The 20,708-nt window shown below is 58.8% G+C and carries 20 protein-coding genes; 6 read left to right on the top strand and 14 right to left on the bottom strand.

Going from position 1 to position 20,708, the window contains the following annotated elements; translation table 11 throughout:
• Nucleotides 1-12: 12 nt before the first annotated feature.
• From VXM69_RS16315 to VXM69_RS16300, 4 genes are read right to left on the bottom strand one after another with little or no spacing between them, the layout of a single operon-like run.
• Complete coding sequence (locus VXM69_RS16315) at nucleotides 13-744, bottom strand: M48 family metallopeptidase (protein ID WP_367189903.1); 732 nt, start codon at nucleotides 742-744, stop codon at nucleotides 13-15.
• Nucleotides 734-3,790, bottom strand: a complete 3,057-nt coding sequence (locus VXM69_RS16310; protein ID WP_367189902.1) for a type I restriction endonuclease subunit R — start codon at nucleotides 3,788-3,790, stop codon at nucleotides 734-736. The genes VXM69_RS16315 and VXM69_RS16310 overlap by 11 nt, the downstream gene beginning before the upstream one ends.
• Complete coding sequence (locus tag VXM69_RS16305; protein ID WP_367189901.1) at nucleotides 3,787-5,049, bottom strand: restriction endonuclease subunit S; 1,263 nt, start codon at nucleotides 5,047-5,049, stop codon at nucleotides 3,787-3,789. The genes VXM69_RS16310 and VXM69_RS16305 overlap by 4 nt, the downstream gene beginning before the upstream one ends.
• Entirely contained in the window at nucleotides 5,040-7,430 is a 2,391-nt protein-coding gene (locus tag VXM69_RS16300; protein ID WP_367189900.1) for a type I restriction-modification system subunit M, read from the bottom strand. The genes VXM69_RS16305 and VXM69_RS16300 overlap by 10 nt, the downstream gene beginning before the upstream one ends.
• Before the next feature lie 460 nt (nucleotides 7,431-7,890).
• Between VXM69_RS16300 and VXM69_RS16295 the strand changes: the two genes are divergently transcribed.
• Both VXM69_RS16295 and VXM69_RS16290 read left to right on the top strand, forming a co-directional pair.
• Nucleotides 7,891-8,100, top strand: coding sequence for a hypothetical protein (locus VXM69_RS16295; protein ID WP_367189899.1), 210 nt, complete (start codon nucleotides 7,891-7,893; stop codon nucleotides 8,098-8,100).
• A gap of 51 nt (nucleotides 8,101-8,151) precedes the next feature.
• Nucleotides 8,152-9,314, top strand: a protein-coding gene (locus VXM69_RS16290; RefSeq protein ID WP_175907396.1) for an IS3 family transposase whose coding sequence is annotated in 2 segments (ribosomal slippage) — nucleotides 8,152-8,407 and nucleotides 8,407-9,314 — 1,164 coding nt in all. Because the reading frame shifts where the segments join, the coding sequence is not laid out codon by codon here.
• Between the two features lie 15 nt (nucleotides 9,315-9,329).
• Here VXM69_RS16290 and VXM69_RS16285 read toward each other — a convergent pair.
• From VXM69_RS16285 to VXM69_RS16270, 4 genes are all read right to left on the bottom strand, one after another.
• Nucleotides 9,330-10,232 (bottom strand): hydrolase or metal-binding protein, encoded by a 903-nt coding sequence (locus VXM69_RS16285; protein WP_367189898.1) that lies wholly within the window; start codon nucleotides 10,230-10,232, stop codon nucleotides 9,330-9,332.
• 15 nt (nucleotides 10,233-10,247) lie between these two features.
• Nucleotides 10,248-11,246, bottom strand: a complete 999-nt coding sequence (locus VXM69_RS16280; RefSeq protein ID WP_367189897.1) for a YqaJ viral recombinase family protein — start codon at nucleotides 11,244-11,246, stop codon at nucleotides 10,248-10,250.
• An 88-nt stretch (nucleotides 11,247-11,334) separates the two neighbouring features.
• The gene (locus VXM69_RS16275; protein WP_367189896.1) at nucleotides 11,335-12,300 is read right to left on the bottom strand and encodes a DUF932 domain-containing protein; all 966 of its coding nucleotides are present in this window, start codon (nucleotides 12,298-12,300) and stop codon (nucleotides 11,335-11,337) included.
• A 111-nt stretch (nucleotides 12,301-12,411) separates the two neighbouring features.
• The gene (locus VXM69_RS16270) at nucleotides 12,412-12,546 is read right to left on the bottom strand and encodes a hypothetical protein (protein WP_367189895.1); all 135 of its coding nucleotides are present in this window, start codon (nucleotides 12,544-12,546) and stop codon (nucleotides 12,412-12,414) included.
• 136 nt (nucleotides 12,547-12,682) lie between these two features.
• On the opposite strand from VXM69_RS16270, the gene VXM69_RS16265 reads away from it, so the two are divergent.
• Nucleotides 12,683-13,258 (top strand): hypothetical protein, encoded by a 576-nt coding sequence (locus VXM69_RS16265; protein WP_367189894.1) that lies wholly within the window; start codon nucleotides 12,683-12,685, stop codon nucleotides 13,256-13,258.
• A 33-nt stretch (nucleotides 13,259-13,291) separates the two neighbouring features.
• On the opposite strand, the gene VXM69_RS16260 is transcribed toward VXM69_RS16265, so the two are convergent.
• On the bottom strand, nucleotides 13,292-13,714 hold the full coding sequence (locus VXM69_RS16260; protein WP_367189893.1) for a transcriptional regulator: 423 nt from the start codon (nucleotides 13,712-13,714) through the stop codon (nucleotides 13,292-13,294).
• An 83-nt stretch (nucleotides 13,715-13,797) separates the two neighbouring features.
• Here VXM69_RS16260 and VXM69_RS16255 point away from each other — a divergent pair, with 83 nt between their 5' ends.
• A complete protein-coding gene (locus tag VXM69_RS16255; RefSeq protein WP_367189892.1) occupies nucleotides 13,798-14,373 on the top strand; it encodes a hypothetical protein in 576 nt (191 codons plus the stop codon).
• 25 nt (nucleotides 14,374-14,398) lie between these two features.
• Nucleotides 14,399-14,941 carry a hypothetical protein gene (locus tag VXM69_RS16250; protein WP_367189891.1) on the top strand — a complete coding sequence of 181 codons (543 nt, stop codon included), beginning with the start codon at nucleotides 14,399-14,401 and terminating at the stop codon, nucleotides 14,939-14,941.
• A 107-nt stretch (nucleotides 14,942-15,048) separates the two neighbouring features.
• Here the strand turns inward: VXM69_RS16250 and VXM69_RS16245 are convergent, their stop codons facing one another.
• Entirely contained in the window at nucleotides 15,049-16,032 is a 984-nt protein-coding gene (locus tag VXM69_RS16245) for a tyrosine-type recombinase/integrase (protein WP_367189890.1), read from the bottom strand.
• A gap of 139 nt (nucleotides 16,033-16,171) precedes the next feature.
• On the bottom strand, nucleotides 16,172-16,651 hold the full coding sequence (gene moaC, locus VXM69_RS16240; protein WP_367189889.1) for a cyclic pyranopterin monophosphate synthase MoaC: 480 nt from the start codon (nucleotides 16,649-16,651) through the stop codon (nucleotides 16,172-16,174).
• 178 nt (nucleotides 16,652-16,829) lie between these two features.
• On the opposite strand from moaC, the gene VXM69_RS16235 reads away from it, so the two are divergent.
• Complete coding sequence (locus tag VXM69_RS16235) at nucleotides 16,830-18,524, top strand: M48 family metalloprotease (RefSeq protein ID WP_069706286.1); 1,695 nt, start codon at nucleotides 16,830-16,832, stop codon at nucleotides 18,522-18,524.
• A gap of 39 nt (nucleotides 18,525-18,563) precedes the next feature.
• On the opposite strand, the gene VXM69_RS16230 is transcribed toward VXM69_RS16235, so the two are convergent.
• Genes VXM69_RS16230 through VXM69_RS16220 form a run of 3 tightly spaced genes read right to left on the bottom strand, consistent with a single transcriptional unit; the run spans nucleotide 18,564 to nucleotide 20,659 of the window.
• Complete coding sequence (locus tag VXM69_RS16230; protein WP_059560438.1) at nucleotides 18,564-19,148, bottom strand: DUF2946 family protein; 585 nt, start codon at nucleotides 19,146-19,148, stop codon at nucleotides 18,564-18,566.
• Nucleotides 19,141-20,178: a hydrolase gene (locus tag VXM69_RS16225; protein ID WP_034189076.1), complete on the bottom strand. Its 1,038-nt coding sequence runs from the start codon at nucleotides 20,176-20,178 to the stop codon at nucleotides 19,141-19,143. The genes VXM69_RS16230 and VXM69_RS16225 overlap by 8 nt, the downstream gene beginning before the upstream one ends.
• Before the next feature lie 34 nt (nucleotides 20,179-20,212).
• A complete protein-coding gene (locus tag VXM69_RS16220; RefSeq protein WP_034178922.1) occupies nucleotides 20,213-20,659 on the bottom strand; it encodes a nuclear transport factor 2 family protein in 447 nt (148 codons plus the stop codon).
• Nucleotides 20,660-20,708: the final 49 nt, after the last annotated feature.

Below are 20,708 nucleotides of genomic sequence, written 5' to 3'. Positions count from 1 at the left end.
TTTCTAGTCTGTTCAATGAGGCCAGTCTTCATGTGCCAGTGGTGCTTGATTCAATTCTTCACGATAGGTGCGCCAATGGGGCAGATGATGGTCCATTAACGCCATGAAACGATCGTTGTGGTGTCGCTCCGTCAAATGAACCAATTCATGGACGACGATGTATTCAAGGCACTGGACGGGCTTTTTCGCCAGTTCAAGATTCAGCCAAATGCGACCGGCATCGATACTACAACTACCCCACTTGGTTTTCATCTTCTTGACGCCCCAATCGGCAACCTTGATGTCAAGTAGCGACTGCCACTTCTCAAGCATAGGGGGGATCATCGCCTTCAGTTGTTCTCGATACCAGCGCTCGATGACCTTCAGGCGCTGCTCGGCGCTCATTCCTGGTCGGACCTTGATCTCCATCATGGTTTTGTTGCGCAGCACGACCGTTGCGGGTCCGTCGTGAAACACGACTCTGATTCGGTAGCGTCGCCCCTGGAAGTAATGGCTCTCACCACTGACCATTTCTCGCTTCGATTGACGAGGTTGGGCCTCGAATTTCTCTCGCTGCCTGCGGATCCATCCCAGCTTGCCGATTACCGCCAAGCGAATGGCGTCGTCGCTGACCGTGAGCGGAGCAGCTACACGCACTCGTCCATTCGGCGGATAGACTCCGAGGTGGAGGTTCTTGATCGACTTCCGGACGATTTCGACCGACAGCCCGCTCACCGTGATGTAGTGGTGAACCTCAGTAACCATGCTGGCTCTTCACGAGATCGAGAATTGCATCAATTCGGGCGTCGTCTTCGCCCAAGACTGATTTGATCGCATTGCGGATCTTCCGAGTCTTCATGATATTGCTGCGCCAGTCATCCTGACGAGCAACCAAGATCGCATGATCGACGCTCACCGCGAGATTTTCGTCCTTGTCGAGGTTGTCGTACAGCGCCTTCTGTTCGACGGATTTCAGCGAAGCAGGGTAGGTCGAACCCGACGATGGGCTTTGTGCTTGCTTTGCCAGTTTGACGAGTTCGGCAAGGTACTCTTCGTAGGCGACGGCATCAGCCTTTCGCTTCTCAATCAAAGCGTCAAGAAGCTCGGACATCTTCTCGTAATACTTGGGATTGATCGGCTGCTCGTCGATGATGAGCTTGCGGACGTTGTTCTCAATCGTCTCTGCTACCGCATCCTTGTTCTCACGAATCCCTTTGGGAAGCTTGTCTACCGCCCCGACGCCACGCTCAACGATAAGCTGGATCAAGGACGTGTCATCGAATGCGGAAATCGTCTCGCTGTCGTCAGCTCGGATGTACGTGTCAATCAGATGGCGCATGGCCGGTTCGTACATCTTCAGGTCAATGTAGTCTCCGCTGGCGAGCTTGACCTCGTTGCGAACCTTTTCGAAGTGGCTGGTTTCTTCCTTCAGGCTCTCGATTTCTGCGGACGAGTAGCCCGCTTCATCAAGATCGTTAGCAATGGCAGCATAGGCTCGGATGAGCGCAGCGGTGAATTTGTACAAGGCCAAGCGTATCGGCTCGTTCTCCTTCAGCTGCTCGTCGTTTCCTGAGTCCTTCGCACAAAAATATCGAAGATATGCTGCGGTGTCCTTTGGTGCCTCCACCGGTTCGCAGAGAGCCTTGATAGCCTCACGGGCTTCTTCGAGGTGCTCTCGGGCCTTGATCAGGCGATCCTCCAGCAATCCGGCCACGTCGTCCTTGTCGTAACCGTCGAGCGCTCCCGAGGTGTAGTCGTGAACAGCACTGCCGATGCTCTTGAAGAGATCCTTGTAGTCGATGACATACCCGTATTCCTTGTCGTCGCCATCGAGCCGGTTCACTCGGCAGATCGCCTGAAACAGTCCATGATCACGCATCTGCTTGTCGATGTACAGGTACGTCGCGGAGGGGGCATCGAAGCCGGTCAGCAGCTTGTCAACGACGATCAACAGCTTCATTTGTCCGGGCTCGTCGATGAACTTTTTCTTGACATCCTTTTCGAATGACTCAGCATCTTGGCCGTTGAGCATCTTCGTGTAGATCTCGTACTGGCTCAGTTTTTCCGTGAGCCCTTCCGCGCTTTCACCCTTGATATCCGCAGTAGCTGGCCGATAGCTAGTGACGATTGCACACTTGCCTGCGAGGTCGGTCTTGCTGAATAGCTCGTAGTATTTGCAGGCCTGATAGATGCTTCCGGATACGAGCATCGCGTTGCCGTGACCGCTCATCAACCGATCCTTGGTTGCCATGTCGAGCAGAATGTCGGCGACGATCTTCTCCAACCGAGACTGGCTGGAAAGGACTCGCTGCATGGTCCCCCATTTCTGCTTGAGCTGGGCCTTGGCGAGGTCGGTCAGTTCCTTGGTCTTCGATTCAAACCACTGGTCGATCTTCTTTGTCGAGGTGATGTGCTGATCGACGTCACGGGCCTCGTAGCGCAGATCAAGCACCACGCCGTCACGAACAGCCTCGTCGAACTTATAGGTGTGGATGTACGAGCCGAAAACTTCGAGACTCGTTGCCTTGTCAGCCTTGAGCAGCGGCGTACCGGTAAAGCCGATGAACATCGCATTCGGCAGGATTGCTTTCATCGCCTTATGCAGCTCGCCGGATTGGGTCCGGTGGCACTCATCGACGAAAACGTAGATGTCGCCCTTGGCCCGGAAGTCGGGCGGAAGCGCTCGCTTCATTTCCTCGACGTAGCCCGCAACATCGCCGAACTCTTCGCTGTCTTCCTTGCCGCCGAACTTGTGGATCAGCGAACAGAGCAACCACGGCGTCGTGGCGTTGAGCTTGGTGATCAGATCGCCGCCGCTCTTCGTGCGAAAGATTTCCTCGTTGACGCCCTTGAAGACCTTTTCGATCTGCTCGTCCAGCTCGGTCCGGTCTGTAATGATGAGGACACGGGCATCCTTGACGTTCTCCCTAATCCACTTCGTCAACCAGACCATCGTGAGGCTCTTACCAGAACCCTGTGTGTGCCAGATAATCCCGCCTTCCCGGCGTCTCACGTGGTTCTGTGCGGCCTTGACGCCGAAGTACTGATTCTGCCGACAGAGTTTCTTCGTGCCGGCGTCGTACACGATGAAATCGTGGATCAGTTCAAGCAAGCGAGCCTTGCTGCAGATCTGGGTGACGTGGCGATCCAGCAGATTCTCGATCGGGCTATCTTCTTTCCACGTAAGGTAGTACTTCTCCTGCGTTTCGATGGTGCCGTAGCGAAGTCCCTCGGTATCGTTGGCCGCCATGACGAATTGCATGGTCGAAAAGAAGTGCTGAATGAACACTTTCTTCTGGTTGTCGAGGTTCTGCCGGATGCCTTGCGAGACTGAGACGGTGGAGCGCTTTAGCTCGAGCACTCCGAGAGCGATACCGTTCACATAGAGAACGATGTCTGGGCGCTTCGTGTTGGCTTTCGGATCAGCACCGTTAACTGTCACTTCCTCTGCGATACCAAAGTCGTTGCTGAGGGGTTGCTTCCAGTCAATCAGCCAGACAGTCTGCACTTGCTCGCCAATTTCCGGCTTTACGTGAATGCCGTAGCGAAGCATCTCGTACACAGCCTTGTTCCGATCGTAGATGCTCTTGCTTTGGTCGCCTGCGGCCTTGTCGAGAAGGTGTATGGCTCGGGTGATGAGGGCATCGTCGTAGCCCTGTCGCTTGAGGAAACTGGCCAGCAGCTCGTGATCGACGTTCCGGTTCCCGACACGGTCGATCCAATTGCCCAGGTACTCGTACCCCAGCGAGTCCCGAAACAGTTTGACGACACGCTCCTGCGTCTTCTTCTCTTTTTGGCCGACAGTGCTCATACGAGACGGATTCTCCCAGTCAACAGTTCTTGCATCATCCCTTGCTTGAGGGCACGGGTCTTGTCCCGCTTGTGTTCGAGTGCGGCAATTTCAGTGTCCATGTCGGAGAGGACTGAAGCGATTGCGGTTTGCTCTGCTTTTCCTGGGAGTTGAAGCACAGCATCGAGCAAAGCCACCTTGGACAGGTTGTAGCGGGTTGAGCCTTGCGCTAGCGACTTGATGAGATCACGCCCCACTGGCCCACGGAGGTAATAGGCCATGAACAAACCATTTACTTGAGCGTCGCTTTTTAGGCGGAAACCGAAACAAAAGCTGTTCAAATAGAGATCATCGATGTCATGTGCCACCAACGCACACATCGCAACTTCGTCAGGCGTTTCGGAGGAGCCGTTGAACAACAAGTCGTCTTTGAGAACACGATTCTGCGTTTCGCCTATACACACATTTACCGTATCGAAGGCTTCGCAGTCGATGACTACGTTCGCTATTACATTGACGAACGGGACGTAATACGCTGTACCATGGGTAAAGTCATCTTTGTTCTTTCCAATCAACCCACCATAGGTAGTACCCAGCTCCTTCAAGCGCTTCATCTGCCACTCCCCGCTAAACCCCGGAAGACGTTGCTTGCCCGTGAGCAATTGCTGCATCGTGGCTTGCTTGATGTCACGCTTCTTGGCAATGAGGCTATCCAGCGACGAGATCAGGGCATCGACGTCGCGGAGTGTCGTAGCGATGGCTTGCTGCTCGACGACTGACGGATAGGCGAGAGGAAACGACCGAATGTCTTGGCTTGTGATATTTGGGTCTTTTCGGCTGCTACTTGCAACTGCCTTCCAGTAGTCAACCTTGAAGTTCAATGTTGCAAGGAGGAATTCCGGATGCAATTCAGTGCGATTGGGTTGAATTGCTGTGATCGCCTGATTCACCGCAGCTGGAACTCGAAGAAGTCCTGTTCGACCTATTTGATTGAAGCCACCGTACATGGCGACGAGCACGGATCCGACCGGATACGGCCGCAGACTCGTTTCCTCGACAGCAGCAGTAGTGACGCACTCATCCGTCTCGAAGATCTCCGCATTGTTCAAATCGAGCGTTTTTACCCAAGGGGTCGTGCCGTTTCGGTAATACCGATTAGCGAGACTCCTTGCTGGCGTCGTGCCAGAAGACATCAGGCTGATCTCGTCAAGCTTGGCGTACGACCAATCCGTCGGGATCACTCCTGCCTCGGTCCGCTTGTAACCCGGCTTCAATTCCATACAAACCCCATCTTCGCCAGGTGTTCATCGACACGGGCAGTGAGTGCCTCAACTTCAGCTGTCAGCTTCGGCAGCGGCGTTGCATACCGGTCCGCAAGCTCCTTGATACGGCCGGACAGGGCCTGCGACACACGGTCAAGCTCGGTCTGAACGTCGGCGGCGAGCGTAGCCAGCCATTTGTCCTCAACGACCAACATCTTGATCTGCGCTTCAGCGAGCTTGCCGTACTGGCCCGTGACCTTGCCATCCAGAGCCTTCTGTGCGTCCTTCACCTTCCTGTTCGCCGCAGCTTCCTGCTCGGTCAATTCGAGGTATTCGTTCAGGAGCTTTCGTTCGTCAGTAGCGTCAGAATCCTTCTTGATATCGGATAGGCGAGCCTTCACGCTGACCTTCGTAAGCTTTCCTTTTTCGGTCTTGGCTTCGGCCAACAACCCGTCTTCACCGCCATGCTCCTCGTCGAGTTCTTCCATCTGGCGGGTGATCGAATCACGCTCCGTTTCGAGCTGTTCGATGGCCTTCGCCTCGTCAGCGAAGTAGCGGGCAACGATAAGCGATGTCGGAATCAGATCCGTGTTCGGCTTGCCGTCGGCCAGCGCAGTCCACCCGTCATGAGCCAGCATGTACACATCGTCCTGCATCGTTTCAACCCAATACGTCATCAGGTGCTGGTAGACGTCGTAGGCATCGAGAAGTGGCACCGCCTTGAAGGTTTCGAGCAAGCTCTCGGAGACTGTCTCGACTAACGCCTTGGGATGGTCGCCAATCTCGATGCCGGTGAGAAGCGAGACGTTTTCAGCTTTCCATTGATCGAAGTGGGAGTGGACGGTTTTCGTGAACGAAGCAAACTCGGGGTGGCCGAAGATCGTCGCTTTGATAGCGTTCGCCGGAACCTTCAGTTCACTATAGCCAAGTCGATTCGCAGTATCAAACAAAGCCGACCGAACGCTCGGCAGGACGGTCCAGTAGCGAGCGAGATCGTCAATGTCGTGATCGGGAATGCCGCCGAGTAGGTGAGCTGCGATGTCCTGCAAGTCTTCGGGCTCGGTGCTGTCGATGTATCTCGGGATATTCAGGTTGAAGTCGTTGTCAGCGATTTCCGAAACGGGCACAAGGCGGGAAAATTTCGGGATCTCGGTCTGCTTGTTGAAGGCGTCAACGATCTTGTGAATGTCCTGGGCTCGCAGGCGGTTCTTATTGCCGTCCTTCACGTAGCCCTTGCTAGCATCGATCATGAAGATGCCCTTGCGAGCACCAGCATGTTCCTTGTCGAGCACAATGATGCATGCCGGGATGCCCGTGCCGTAGAACAGGTTGGCCGGCAGGCCGATGATGCCCTTGATGTAGCCTCGCTGGACGATCTGCTTCCGGATCGCACCTTCAGCTCCGCCCCGAAAGAGAACACCGTGAGGAAGAATGACCGCTCCCTTGCCAGTGCTTCTGAGTGAGGTCAGGATGTGCAGCAGAAAGGCATAGTCACCGTTTTTCTCCGGCGGAATGCCCAGGTCGAACCGGTGATACAGGTCGTTCGCAGGATCGAATCCGTTACCCCAGGCTTTTGTTGAAAATGGGGGATTAGCAACGACAAAGTCGAAGGTCTTCAGAAGGCCGTTGGTCTGGACGAAGTGAGGACTAGACAGTGAGTTGTCCTTCCAGATTTCCGCAGTCGGGCAGTCGTGCAGGATCATGTTCATCTTGGCTAGTGCGGACGTGGCATTGTCCATTTCCTGGCCGTAGATAGTCAGGTCAACTCCAGCGGAGCCCTTGGCTTCGTCGTGAGCCTTGATGAGCAGCGATCCCGAGCCGCATGTCGGGTCGTAGATCGTTTGGTCAGAACTCGTGGCACCCCCGATGCCGATGACCCTCGCCATGACACGAGAAACTTCGGCTGGGGTATAGAACTGTCCCTTCGATTTCCCGGAGTCGGTTGCGAAGTGGCGCATCAGATACTCGTATGCGTCACCGAGGATGTCGTCGCCTTCGGCTCGATTCGACCGGAAGTCGAGCTCGGAGGTGTCGAAAATCGAAACGAGGTTGGACAGACGGTCCACCATCTCCTTGCCTTTGCCGAGCTTCTCGGGATCGTTGAAGTCGGCGACATCGATCACGCCCTTCAGGTCGTTCGCTTCGGCAAGCTTGCTGATGATCTTGTTGAGCTTATCGCCAATCTCCTTGTCACCCTTCAAAGCAACCATGTCGGCGAAGCTCCCGCCGGCCGGTACATCGAGTAGAGCGTCTGGTTGGCCGGAATATTTGTCGGAAACGTACTTGACAAACAGCAGGACGAGAACGTAGTCCTTGTACTGGGAGGCGTCCATGCCTCCACGAAGTTCGTCGCACCCTTTCCAGAGGGAACTGTAAAGCTCGGATTTCTTGATTGCCATAGATGGTATTTGGTCAACAGCGGCCCGGGATGCTTGGCAGAGGCTGATCTAGCGACGCTCCGTCTACGCCCAGAGATATTGTGGGATTTTACAGGTGTCGGCGACAGGACAGGAGGAGGGGCGTCACTGGCGTGGCGCTTATGTGACGAAGCGTGTTAGCTGGAAATCCGCTCCAGATAAGGCTTGTGACAAGGTGACAAATGTGACAGGAGAAAGAGCACGAATTTGCGGGAGGCATCGGATTTCCCGCTACTGTTCTGCCTCGCCCTCAACGGGATACAGGTTGGGTTTCCAGTTGTCACATCTGTCACCTTGTCACAAGCGTTGCTGGGCATGGGTTTCATCCTGTCACCGACCGGATTATGCATGTCACGGCTGTCACGGCGATCGCGGGCTTGGCCTTTGGTCATTTCCCCCAACGAATTTCCAAAATTCGGCGGGCGCCGGGAGGGCTCAGTCGTTGCGGAAGAACGATCCGGCAAACTACGGCACGCTTGAGTCGATTGAACCTAAAAAAGCTCTCGCCGAAGCAAGAGCAACAGGCATTTCACTGCCCGACAAAGCAGTTCAGCAACCTCTGTCCGAAGTAGAGCCAGGCGACGCCGATGACGATCCAGACGACCGGAGCGATGACGAGCCAGAAGATAGCGTGGAGGATGTAGTGGTCTAATGAACCCGGACACTGATTTAGGCGAGAATGCTCGCCATGAAGAGGTGTCTAATGACCAAGCGACGTCGTACGTTTTCCCCGGAGTTCAAACAGCAAGCCGCGTGTCTGGTGCTCGACCAGGGCTATAGCCATATGGAGGCGAGTCGCTCGGTCGGCGTCGGCGAGACGGTACTGCGCCGCTGGGTGCACCAGCTTCAAATGGAGCGTCAGGGTGTCACGCCGCAGGGCAAGGCAATCACGCCGGATCAGCAACGCATTCAGGAACTCGAGGCGCGTATCGAACGCCTCGAGCGTGAGAAGGCCATTTTAAAAAAGGCTACCGCGCTCTTGATGTCGGAAGGCATAGAACGTACGAAGTAATTGATCAGATCTGCGCAGGCGAATCAGTCGAACTGATGTGCGCGGTATTCGACGTATCGCGGTCCTGTCTGTATGCGTACCGGGAGCGTGCCCAGCGCGTAGATGCCGAGCGTATGGCGTTGCGCCACCGGGTGCACGAACTGTTCGTCGAGAGTCGAAGCTCTGCTGGCAGCCGCAGCATCATGGGCATGATGCGCGAGGAAGGCACGGCGATTGGCCGCTTCAAGGTAAGTCGCTTGATGGAAGAGCTGGGGTTGATCTGCAAGCAGCCCGGCAGCCATGCGTACAAGCAAGCTACGGTCGAGCGGATCGATATTCCGAACCATCTCAACCGTCAGTTCGAGGTTGATGCGCCGAATCAGGTCTGGTGTGGCGACATCACGTATGTCTGGGCGCAAGGCCGTTGGCATTACCTGGCCGCCGTACTTGATTTGTTCACGCGCCGAGTCGTCGGCTGGGCGTTCTCGACACGCCCGGATGCCGATCTGGTCGTGCAGGCGCTGGACATGGCCTATGAGCAGCGTGGTCGGCCACAAGGGTTGCTATTCCACTCGGATCAGGGCGGTCAGTATGCGAGTCGGAAATTCCGTCAGCGCCTGTGGCGCTATCGGATACAGCAGAGCATGAGCCGTCGCGGAAACTGTTGGGACAATTCTCCGATGGAGAGGCTGTTCCGCAGCTTCAAGACAGAATGGCTGCCGTCAGTGGGTTACATGTCGGCGCAGGAAGCACACCGGGATATCAGCCACTACCTGATGCATCGGTACAACTGGATACGGCCGCATCAGTTCAATGACGGACTGGCGCCGGCTGTTGCGGAAGAAAAACTTAACGCAGTGTCCGGGGTTGGTTGACCACTACAAGGAGGATCATTGCTCATTCCCTTGTCTCGAAGCGACACGACGATCGAGCTTGGACTTCAGACTCGCATTGCCAGCGCCGCCACCAGCTTCAGCATCGGCTCCACCGCTGTCTTCCAGGTAGAACTCTTCGACAACAGAAGGAGCGTCTTCGCTCGACTCCTCGAACGCGCCGTTGCCGAACCCGAGCTGTGCTGCAACGTCGAGTGCGGCTTGGTCGAAGCCCGAAGCTTTGCGCTGATTGTCCAGTTCCCGAGCCCGAGCGATGGCTTCTTCGAGGGTGAATCCGGACTGAATGACCAGATCGACGTAATAGATTGCAGATCTGTAGCTTTGCGTCGTCGATTTCCCTCGAAGCTTCAGTTCCAAAGGCATCGTTGCCAGCAGGCCACCAGAAGCAGCGCTGAAGTATCGCAGCCTTGCCGAAAGCGTCCGGATCGAGTTGAACGAAGTGGTCCGGAAGATGAACGAGCCCAGCTCGTCCTCGTCGCCGATGACGACATTCAACCGACCGTAGGGTTTGCAGTGGCCGTTGCTGTATTGACAAACATCGGGTGAAGGACAAGACAACATTTCGACGCCTTCGTTCGTGACTCGCCGGCACGTGTCGCCGTTGCCGACGCAAACCGGGCGGCCAGTTTCTCGATCGAACAGGCTATATTCGGCCCGCAGGTTCAGCCCGGGATCGTTGAACAGCACTCTCACTGGGATCGAGCGAAGTTTGCCGCCGCCGTTTGCCTGACGCAGAGCCTCGTCGAACGGATGCAGCATCCAGCCGTCTCGATTTTGAACCTGCGTCGTTATCGTGAACTGGTCGTCTTTCTCGGGCAATCGCTTGCCGTTCTTCTCCACGACACGCCCGATCGAGATCCGCCCGATTACAGGCGGCGTAATCGCCAATCCTTTCAGCATGATTCCCTCCGTTGATTAGACTGAGACAAGAAACCGGCGGGAGCCGGGCTTGGTGATGGCGTACTGCTGCTGAAACTCCGGGTGATCGACCAAAAGCTTCTTCAGGTCGATGCCCGAACCGTCTTTGCTGCGCTTGAACGAGACTTCGCCGGTCTCGAAGATCGCCCGAGACGCTTCGCCCATGGCCTGCTGGATGCGTTGCTTGAGCTGGGATTCGAGCTGTTCCCGAGTCTCGATTTCGGCCCGGACGCTAACCAGATCAGCAAACGTCGCTGACAGATTGCGGTCGTCGGAGAAGTCAACCGTGCTTCCGGCGTCTCTCGGGAACAGAGAACGCAACGCTCGATCTGCCGAGTCGGAGCCATCAGCCGGGGGCGGCGTATCCGTTTCCACGTACTGCCAGAAGCGGGCTTCGAGTTCGATCAGCTTCTCGATGAGGTCGTCGTCACGGTCAATGCGATGCACATCAAGTTGCTGGCCGCAGACGAGAACAGCGACGTGTGCAGATTGTTTCCCTGTTACGGCAAGTTGATGCTGGACCTGAAGTTCGACATACTCTGGCACGCCTTCCCGCCAGAGCTTTGCTCCGTTGATACCGGCGGTTTTGCATTCGAGGACCTGTACATCCGCGCCGATGACTTCACGATCGAGATTCGCCAGCATGAACGGTATGAACGGGTGGCGAAGCACAGCGTTGACCTTGCGCACCCGATTTCCCGTCTGCTGGGTGTAGGCCGCGGCAACGATCGGTTCGAGCAGCGTTCCCCAATAGACCGGTGTTGTTGTGTCTTTGGGATCGGGCTTTTCGAGGTCGGCATCACGGCCGGTCTTCTCCAACCACAGTTCGAGCTGGCTCTTGTACGGATTCAAACCGACCGCAGACGCAGCATCACTGCCCCCGATTCCTGATTTCCTCACGCTCAGCCAGTCGTCTCGGGCCAACGTCTTCGTTTCGACGAGACGGAGTGCTGCCTTTCTACGCGTTGCCCCGGCAGTAACTGTTGCGATGCTCATGTTTTTCCCCTTCAAATGAAAGAAGCCCGGTGAATCGAAGTTCGACCGGGCTGGGTGAGTTGAAGTACAATTTGGATTGCTACATAATTTAGACAGCAAAGCGCATCGCCTCGTCCCACGCCCGTTGCTTCAGCGCTGCGCCATTGCCAAACCAAGCAGTATCTCGGCGATGGTCGTCGCTTCTGGCTCTGCGATGATGGTCGATGTACTCCGTCACGGAATTGACAAGGCCCCATGCCGTACCGGCGGCAGAAGCAAGGTCCGAGCCGTTCCCACTTCCGGCGAACAACTCTGCCGTTGCTTTGATGGCCCGATCGTTTGTCCCCGTATCGATAGAAGCAGGAAGCGGGGATGGGGCATAGGCGAAGACACGGCGGAAATACTCTTGAGCGGCGTCTTGCTTGATCTGCCGTTCGGACAAGACACGCATCCGAACCGTGAACGCGTCCCACGACGACACGGCAATGCCGAGTTGTCGTTTCACTGCAAGCGGGTCAAACTGACTGCGATGCGGAACCTTGATCGCTCCGTTGCTGTCTCCCAGGGCGATTTGCAGTGTGTTGTTGCAGACGACGCGCACCGATGTGAACTGCGCCGTCGTCGCCATCGTCCCGTCACAGGCTGTAGCCAGTAGAAGGTAGCCGTTCACTTCGTCGTTGCCCTTCAGGCTAACGGTCTGGCCGGTCCGGGCTAACGCCCAAAGCTTCTTGCCACCTTTCAATACCCCAGCGGTTTCAAGCTCGAAGCCGCCCACTTCGGTCAGGTCCCGGTAGAACTCAAGAATCTGCATCGGCTGAACGACCTTGTAGCGATCCGAGACAACTGACAGCGGCTCCTTCGTGTCGCTGCGGTAAAGCACCTTCTGTTCGGGGAAAGCGTGAATCGAGCCGAGGCCATCTTTGCCGGCGACAAAGCGGACCTCGGAAGCTTCGATGTCCCAGTCCATGCCGGCAGCTTTGGCCCAGACTTCGAGGGGTTGATGCGGGGCAAGTTGACTTCCGAGACCGTGCCAGGGAGTGTCCCCGACATAGGCCATTGATTTGATGAGATGCATATGAGCTCCATGAATAGACGAGCGGATCCGGCTCGGACAATTCGAGCGGATGTTGCGATGAAAAGGAAATGACCCGTCAGAACGACAGGGATAAGATTGGCGGGGCGTCTTTCAGCGGTCGGCGTAGTCGGGACCGTCGTCGGCTCGGCTCAAGTTGCCCATTAATTGAGCCTTGAGATATGCAACAACTGCGCTTACCGCCTCGATCAGAACGACCAACACGAAACTAACAACAGCATTTTTCATCGTGATTCCTTGGTTGGATGGAAGATTAGCGTTCTCTCACATTTCCTTATACCAAGAATCGCATATGGATATGATCGAATTGATATTTTTTTTAAATAAAACTTAATGCATAATATAAAAGCTATGGAGTGCACTCATGCCCGGAAAAATTCCAACTACAATTTTTAGACTCGTTGAGCCGGCAGTCTGGACGCTAGCCGCACGTCTGCTGATTTTGACAACGGACAGGAAGGGTTCGAAAAAATCAAAACCGAATGTTAGCACCTTCTATGAAACCGGCATCGTCACCGCTATCTATGAAGCGATGCTAATGAGTGCTGTTCTGTCTGGGTACGATATTCGCCACGAAGAGCCTTATAAATCGAGTAAAAAGGGTGCGCCGAAACAGGTGGACCTTTGGTTAAGGCCGTGCAATGGCGGCATACCGATGTTGATTGAGGCTGGTGACTTCAGCGTCGGGAAGGTGCATCGAGATCTTGCAAAGATCAAATCACTGAATCCCAATGGAACCAATTGGTTTTTGGCATTCTTTCGTCAAGATGCTGCTACCGCAGCCGATCCGTTACTCGCTCTTCAAGCCAGCTTCGGCCGCAAGAATGGTTTGGACGCAACCAAGGTGAAGTTGGAACCGTCTCTGGTACGGTCATTTGACGTATTTCGGCCTAATGGGACACCGGACAAATTTGGGGTAGCGTTGCTTAGAGGGAAATAAATTATCCGACAAAAGATTGCGAAGGGCGATTTGCTATTTCCATACTTCGTCGTCCAAGCTGAACTGTTCAATCATTCCCTCGACAAGCTGACGACGATAGGCGGACATCCTACGTAAACGACGCAACAGCTTCAGCTCATCCTCGGTTGGCTGGATTACGTCGTCGGTCGCTTTTGTACCCTTCGGTGGCCGGCTCCGTTTCATATCCGTGACACCAAAGCGCAACCACTGATCGGACACATCGAGCCAGTCTGCCAACGTCTTGATCTTGTCGACCGTTGGGCGAGCCGAACCCGTCAGCCACTTCTGGGCGGCTTGCGGCGTGATCGGCTCGGCGCGATGACGGAGATTGAATTGCGTCGCCAGTTCCGACGCAGTTTCGACAGACTTCGGGCTGCGCTTGAGGGCTTGCTTCAATCGGTCGGCGAAGGCTTTCTTTTCATCAAGATCTGGCATGCCGCCAGTGTGCGAAAACCATGCTCACTCGTGACAACCAAATGGTTGTTGATATCTACCATTAAGTTTATGATCGATGCAACATGATCGTGATCCCTGGGGTAGGTAACGTGACGAATCCACTTGATAACGAAAGCATTCAACCGAGCGAGAAGAACTCTGCCTTAGCGGCCGTCCTGAGCATTGTCTGTGTCGGGGCCGGACAACTCTACAACGGGGAACTTACGAAGGCCGCGTTGTTGTTCGGCGGCGCGGTCGTCAGTGGCATGCTGTTCGGTGTCGGCGCATGGCTACTCGTAGTCCCACTCATCCTCTATGGAGCGATCGACGCGCATCGGACTGCGGAAAAATTCAATGGCAAAGTGCGGCAGGCCCGGCAGGCAAAAGAAGATGCCGAAGCTGCTGCCGCAAAGCTGGCGTCAGAGACGGTAGCCGCGCATGAATTTTCTGCCCAAATCGACAAGCTATATCGTCTGTTCAAGGCCAACTTGCTCGATGAGACCGAGTTCACCGAGCGCAAGAAAAGCGTGCTCGCCGAGCTTCAGGCCCGCCGACCGAGGGAGGCGCCTGAAGACTTCCTCAGTGCGCTCGTGCCTCTGGCGAAGAGCGAAGCACTGAACTCGGACGAGTTGAAGCAGATCAAGGCACTGGTCCTGTAACGACGTGAGTTCAACGAGGTCGTGAATGATGAAAAAAACAGGCTGGATCGGGGTAGCCGGCGGAGTAATGGCTGCGGTGGGCGTTGTTGTCGCCTTGCCCGAGATTGTTGCCATTGGCGCTGCTGTTGCAATTGGAGCCGCCGCTGTCGGCACGTATGATCACTTCTTCGCCTGCCAAGTCTGTGGCATGCACTCCGGGAAATTGGAGGCATTGAGTTGGAACTGGCTTCCCGAACACCTTCGCCAACAAGAGCGTGTCTGCTCTTCGTGTATTTGTGGGACTATCGGCCTCGATTTCAGGCGATATGCTGGTGCGATCAAGCGTTCAGCCGGTGTACCGACGTTCTCAGCCCGCTACAAGGGAAAGATTCCGCTTTCGGAGAGTCCGACCATCGAAGTCGCCAGCGGTTGGTTCTATGACAAGGACGACGCCGAGCAGAGCCTCAAGATCACGGCCTGCTATCTCGGTAAGAATTTCGTGTCTCAGGTCAGGGAAGAGCGACGCTCCATCGGTGACACGCAAGTGAGGTCGGAATGGCGATACGTCGGCGTGGCGGGATGCGAATAGGGGATCGCCGGCAATCCTGAAAAAAGTCCGCAATGGACCGATCAATATTTTTTCGATCCATTCGGACACGTCAAATTGGAGCAACGAGGCTCCTGTTTCGACACTCGCTAGTCGAGTTTGCGAGCCAGAACCGTAGCGTCAGGGTGGTAGTAACGCTTTAGCATTTGCACGCTTCGGTGTCCTGTAACGGCCGCCAGTTCGATCACATTCGGCAGTTTCTCTGCCAATCGGGTAGCTGCCATGTGGCGTAGATCGTGGAATCGGAAGTCCTCGATCCCGGCGCGGATGCAGGCTTTCTTGAACGAAGCAGAGACAGCCATATGAGTGATCGGAAAGACACGGTCAGTATCATGCCGGGGAAGTCCCGATAGAATTTTGACGGCGTTGAGTGACAGCGGGACAGTCCGGGTGCTGCCATTTTTGGTCACGGGCAATTTGGCGATTCGGTTTGCCAAGTCAATCTGCGTCCATGTGAGAGTTAAGAGTTCCCCTCGTCGCATGGCCGTTTCCAGGGCAAGCTGCACGAGGGGCTCGATCCATGTGCTACGTCGACCAAGTGGCTTTACCGCCTCCATCAGCGCGGTTAGTTCAGATTCGCTGAGCGTTCGGCAGCGACCTTGTGGTTGCTCGGGCTTGCGAACCATCTCGCAGGGATTCGGGACGTGGATTTCCCATTCCGTGCGTGCATGGTTGATGACGCTGGAGATCAATGCCAAGTCTCTGATGACGGTGCCGGGCGAGACAGTAGCGAGTCGGCCGTCACGAAACTCGGCGATTACCGCTGGCGTGAGGTTGATCATGCTGTAACCGGCAAGACGCTGGCGCAAGAGCATTCGAATTCGAATTTGCTCGTCTGATCCTCCGCGTTTGCCTGGCGAGACCATCTCACGGTAGCGCTTGAGGATGTCGCCGAAAAGGGCATCTGCATTACCTCTGTGCGACAGAGGGGAACCTTGGTCCAGCCGGGTTTCGATAGAGCGAGCCCATTTTACGGCTGCGGTCTTCGTTTCGAATGTTTTGGTTTCGTCTGGGAAACCAAGACGGGTGACGCGTGCTTGCCAGCGCCCATTTCTTTGACGGATCGATGCCATTTCGCCTTCTCACTTGGACAGGCGTTGGACAAAACCCGGTTCTCAGATTTTTCGAGGCTCCGATGCAGGCGAAAAGCGGCGGCAAGCGTACAAACTGGGGGCAGATAATTAGGCTGAAAACATTAGCAAAAACAACGCCTTACTCTCCCGCCTTCCAGTCTCCCGACTTCCCGCCGCGTTTCTCGCGCACGCTCACGTCGGTGATCACCATCCCGCGATCGACCGCCTTGCACATGTCGTAGACGGTCAGCAGCCCGACCTGCACGGCGGTCAGCGCTTCCATCTCGACCCCGGTGCGGCCGAACGTCTCGACCTGCACGACGCAGTGGACGCCCGGCAGCGCGTCGTCGAGTTCGAAGTCGACGGCCACGCGCGTCAGCGCGAGCGGGTGGCACAGCGGGATGAGGTCGGCCGTGCGCTTGGCGCCCTGGATCGCCGCGATGCGTGCGACGCCGAGTACGTCGCCTTTCTTGGCCTTGCCGTCGCGGATCAGCGCGAACGTGGCCGGCAGCATCCGGATCGTGCCGCGCGCGATCGCGATGCGCCGGGTTTCCTGCTTGTCGCCGACATCGACCATGTGCGCATGGCCGGCGGCATCGAAATGGGTGAGTCCTGACATGTCATGCTCCGTCTCAACGGGCGCTTATCATAGCAGCGGCGTTCGCGTCCTCGGGGGCGCAGATGGCGCATGCGTGGCACGGGACAGTGGCCGCCGCGCCGGTACAATGACCCGAATATTCAGACCAGACGCCGCGATGCGCGCCGGGCGCGCGGGACGGCGTCGTTTTCATCCTGCCATGCGTGTCAAACAGTTGCTTGCCGTGTCGCTGTCGGCCGCGCTCGCGCTGCCGCCGGGCGGCCATGCGCAGAGCACGCCCGCGCCCCCGCTCGAGCCGGCGACGGGCGGCTCCCCGGCGATTTCCACCGTGCCGTCCGGCATCGCGACCGGCGTGTTCGGCACGTACGGCGGCGCGGAGAGCCGGTTCTCGGGCGCCGGCGGCGCGTCGGCGCCGGCCGCGAGCCTGCGCGCGCCGCTTCGTGCGCTGGAGCTGCCCGACCTCGGCGACGGTTCCGGCGGTTCGCTGACGCCGCAGGCCGAGCGCCGGCTCGGCGAGCGCGTGATGCGCGAAGTGCGGCGCGATCCCGACTATCTCGACGACTGGCTCGTGCGCGACTACCTGAACGCGATGGCGGCACGGCTCGCGGCGGCGGCCGCCGCGCGCTTCATCGGCGGCTACACGCCGGATTTCGACCTGTTCCCGGTGCGCGATCCGCAGATCAACGCGTTCTCGATGCCGGGCGGCTTCATCGGAATCAACAGCGGGCTCGTGGTCACGACGCAGACGGAGTCGGAGCTCGCGTCGGTGGTCGGCCACGAGATGGGTCACGTACTGCAGCGGCACATCGCGCGGATGATCGGCGCGAGCGAGAAGAGCGGCTACACGGCGCTCGCGACGATGCTGCTCGGCGTGCTGGCCGGCGTGCTCGCGCGCAGCGGCGATCTCGGCAGCGCGATCGCGATGGGCGGGCAGGCGTACGCGGTCGACAACCAGCTGCGCTTCTCGCGTTCGGCCGAGCGCGAGGCCGATCGCGTCGGTTTCCAGCTGCTCGCGGGCGCGGGTTATGACCCGTACGGGATGCCGGGCTTCTTCGAACGGCTCGACCGCGCGTCGACGGGCGACGCGGGCGTGCCGGCCTACGCGCGTACGCACCCGCTGACCGGCGAGCGGATCGCGGACATGGAGGATCGCGCGCGCCGCGCGCCGTACCGGCAACCGCGCCAGTCGGCCGAATACGGGTTCGTGCGCGCGCGGCTGCGCATCCTGCAGAACCGCGCGCCGACCGACATCTCGGCCGAGGCTCGCCGGATGCAGCTCGAGATCGACGACCGGACGGCGCCGAACGTTGCGGCGAACTGGTACGGCATCGCGCTCGCGGACCTGTTGCTCGGCGAATACGACGCGGCCGGCAACGCACTCGCGTCGGCGCGCGCGGCGTTCGATGCACGCGAGCGGCGCGAGAACGATCCGGACACGAGTTCGCCGAGCCTCGACGTGCTGGCCGCCGAGATCGCGCGCCGCGCGGGCCGGACCGACGACGCGGTGCGGCTCGCGGCGCTCGCGCAGCGGCGCTGGCCGGCGTCGCACGCGGCGATCGTCGCGCATCTGCAGGCGCTGATCGCCGCGCGCCGCTTTGCCGACGCGCAGACGCTCGCGCGGGCGCAGGCGAAGGCCGATCCCGAGCAGCCCGACTGGTGGGACTATCTCGCGAAGGCGAGCGACGGCAAGGGGGACGTGCTCGCGCGGCGCCGCGCGCTCGCGGAGAAACTGGCGCTCGACGGCGCGTGGCCGTCGGCGATCCGGCAGTTGAAGGAAGCGCGCGACGCGAAGGACGTGTCGTTCTACGAGCAGTCGATCATCGGCGCGCGGTTGCTGGAGTTCGAGGCGCGCTACAAGGAAGAGCGCGAGGACGAGAAGAACGGCCGCGGATAGCGGCCGTCGCGCGGCTTGCGTGGGCGAGGCGGCGGTGCGTCAGTTGCCGCTGCCGGCCGCCTGTCCTGCGTCATGGGCGGGGCTCGCGACATAGCCGAACCGGGCGGGCACGTCCGCGCAGGCGATGCTGCCGAGCGGCAGCGTGCGGCCGTCGCGCCAGCGCAGCACGGGCGGTTCCGCATCGAAATCCGCGTGATCGGCGAACAGCCCGAGGTCGTGATCGTGCAGCGCCGCGATGCGCCGCGTGCCGCCGTCGCGAAACAGCACGCCGCCCGCATCGTCGAGCCACGCTTCGTCCGGCTCGAACGGCGCACCCGTCTGGTCGGCGAGCACGAGTTGTCCGTCGCGCTCGGCGAGCCGGACGACCCACGGCGTATAGGCGAGCTCGACGTAGACGCGCTGCGGGCCGTTCTGGAAGAACCACCGGCCCTGCGCGTCGCATTCGTAGTTGCGGCCGATGAATGCGTTTAGCGCCGCATGCCGGATCGGCGAGCCGAGCTCGCCGGCCGCCTGGGCCGCGTCGTCGCGCAGCCGCCATTCGCCGCGCCGGTCGAGCAGCAGCCAGCCGGTACAGTGCGGCACGTTGGGCCATTTGGCGAGCGCCTGCCGGACGATGTCATCCATGGTCGACGAATTTCGCGCAATAGCCGAACACTCGCGCCGACAGCCAGTCGAGGCGGCCGGGGAACGGCCCGGTCATGAAGCCCGCGTGCCCGCCGTCCGCCGGCTGGTCGAGCTCGACGGCCGGCGACACGTCGGCCGGGCCGGGCAGCGCCGATTCCGGCAGGAACGGGTCGTTGCGGGCGTTGAGGATCAGCGTCGGCACGTCGATCGCGGGGAGCAGCGGCCGTGTGGTCGCCTTCGTCCAGTAATCGTCGGCGTCCGCGAAGCCGTGCAGCGGCGCGGTCACGACCTCGTCGAAGTCGCGCATCGTCACGGCCTGCAGCATCGCTTCGCGGTCGAACAGCCCCGGGTACTGGTCGAGCTTTGCCAGCGCCTTGCGCTTGAGCGTCTTCAGGAAGCTGCGCGTGTAGACCATCGCGAACCCCTGCGACAGCGCGCGGCCGCCGGCGTGCACGTCGATCGGCGTCGAGATCGCGGCGGCGGCGCGCAGGATCGACGTGTCGCTGCGATGCTCGCCGAGCCAGCGCAGCAGCACGTTGCCGCCGAGCGACACGCCGGCGGCGACCAGCGGCCCGCGATGCTGCGCGGCGAGTCGGCGCAGGATCCAGTCGACTTCGGCGCTGTCCGCGAGATGGTAGAAGCGCGGCTGGCGGTTGAGCTCGCCGCTGCAACTGCGGAAGTGCGGCACGACGGCGTGCCAGCCCTTCGCGCGCGCGGCGGCCATCATCGCGAGCGCGTAGTGCGAGCCGGAACTGCCTTCGAGGCCGTGGAACAGTACGAACAGCGGCGCGTCGGGCGCGGGCGCCGCGCTGTCGAGATGGGCGACCCAGTCGAGATCGATGAAGTCGTGGTCGGGGGTTTCCCATCGCTCTCGTCGGTAGGCGACGACCGGACGCCGCGCGAACAGCGCGGGCACGATGGTTTGCGCATGGCTGTTCGGCAGCCAGCGCGGTGCGCGATAGCGCAGTGTGTCGTTGTCCGGAGCCGGAGCCCCGGTCAGCGGCGAAGTGGGCGGAGAAGCCGTACTCATGATCGCCCCGCGTATGCGTTGCTTCGTCTTTTCGTCAGTGCAGCGGACCCTGACCGTGACGGATCTTGGCGGCGAACTGCCCGGCCGCCTGTTCGGGAATCGGGCTCGCGTGGATGTGCGCGATGCGCCATTCGCCGCGTTCGTGAATCATCACGTACGTCGCGAAAACCATGTCGGGTTCGGCCGTCAGGTCGGCCTGCTGATGCGCTTCGGCAATCGTATAGACGACCGTGCCGAGGCTGTCGTACACGCGGATGTCGAGCGGCTCGATCGTCACGGGGCGCGTGGCGAGCCGGTTCGCGAGCCCGCTGCGGATCTGGTCGAGGCCGTGCAGATGCTCGCCGTCCGCCCATACGCAGCTGGCGAAATCCTCGTCGATCCACAACGCCAGCAGCGCGTCGAGATTGGCATCGGCGACGGCCTGGTAGTAGGCGTTGAGCGTATCGGCAGCGGCTTCGAAAAGGCGGGCAAAACGTGGCATCGGGGTTATCTCTCGCGCGCGTCGCGCGCCGTATTCAGCACGGCGGCCC

Source organism: Burkholderia sp. Ed8, from assembly GCF_040761425.1.
GTDB lineage: Bacteria > Pseudomonadota > Gammaproteobacteria > Burkholderiales > Burkholderiaceae > Burkholderia > Burkholderia seminalis.
The sequence above is the reverse complement of the archived record's forward strand: the minus strand, read 5'-3'. Positions and strand labels throughout refer to the sequence as shown.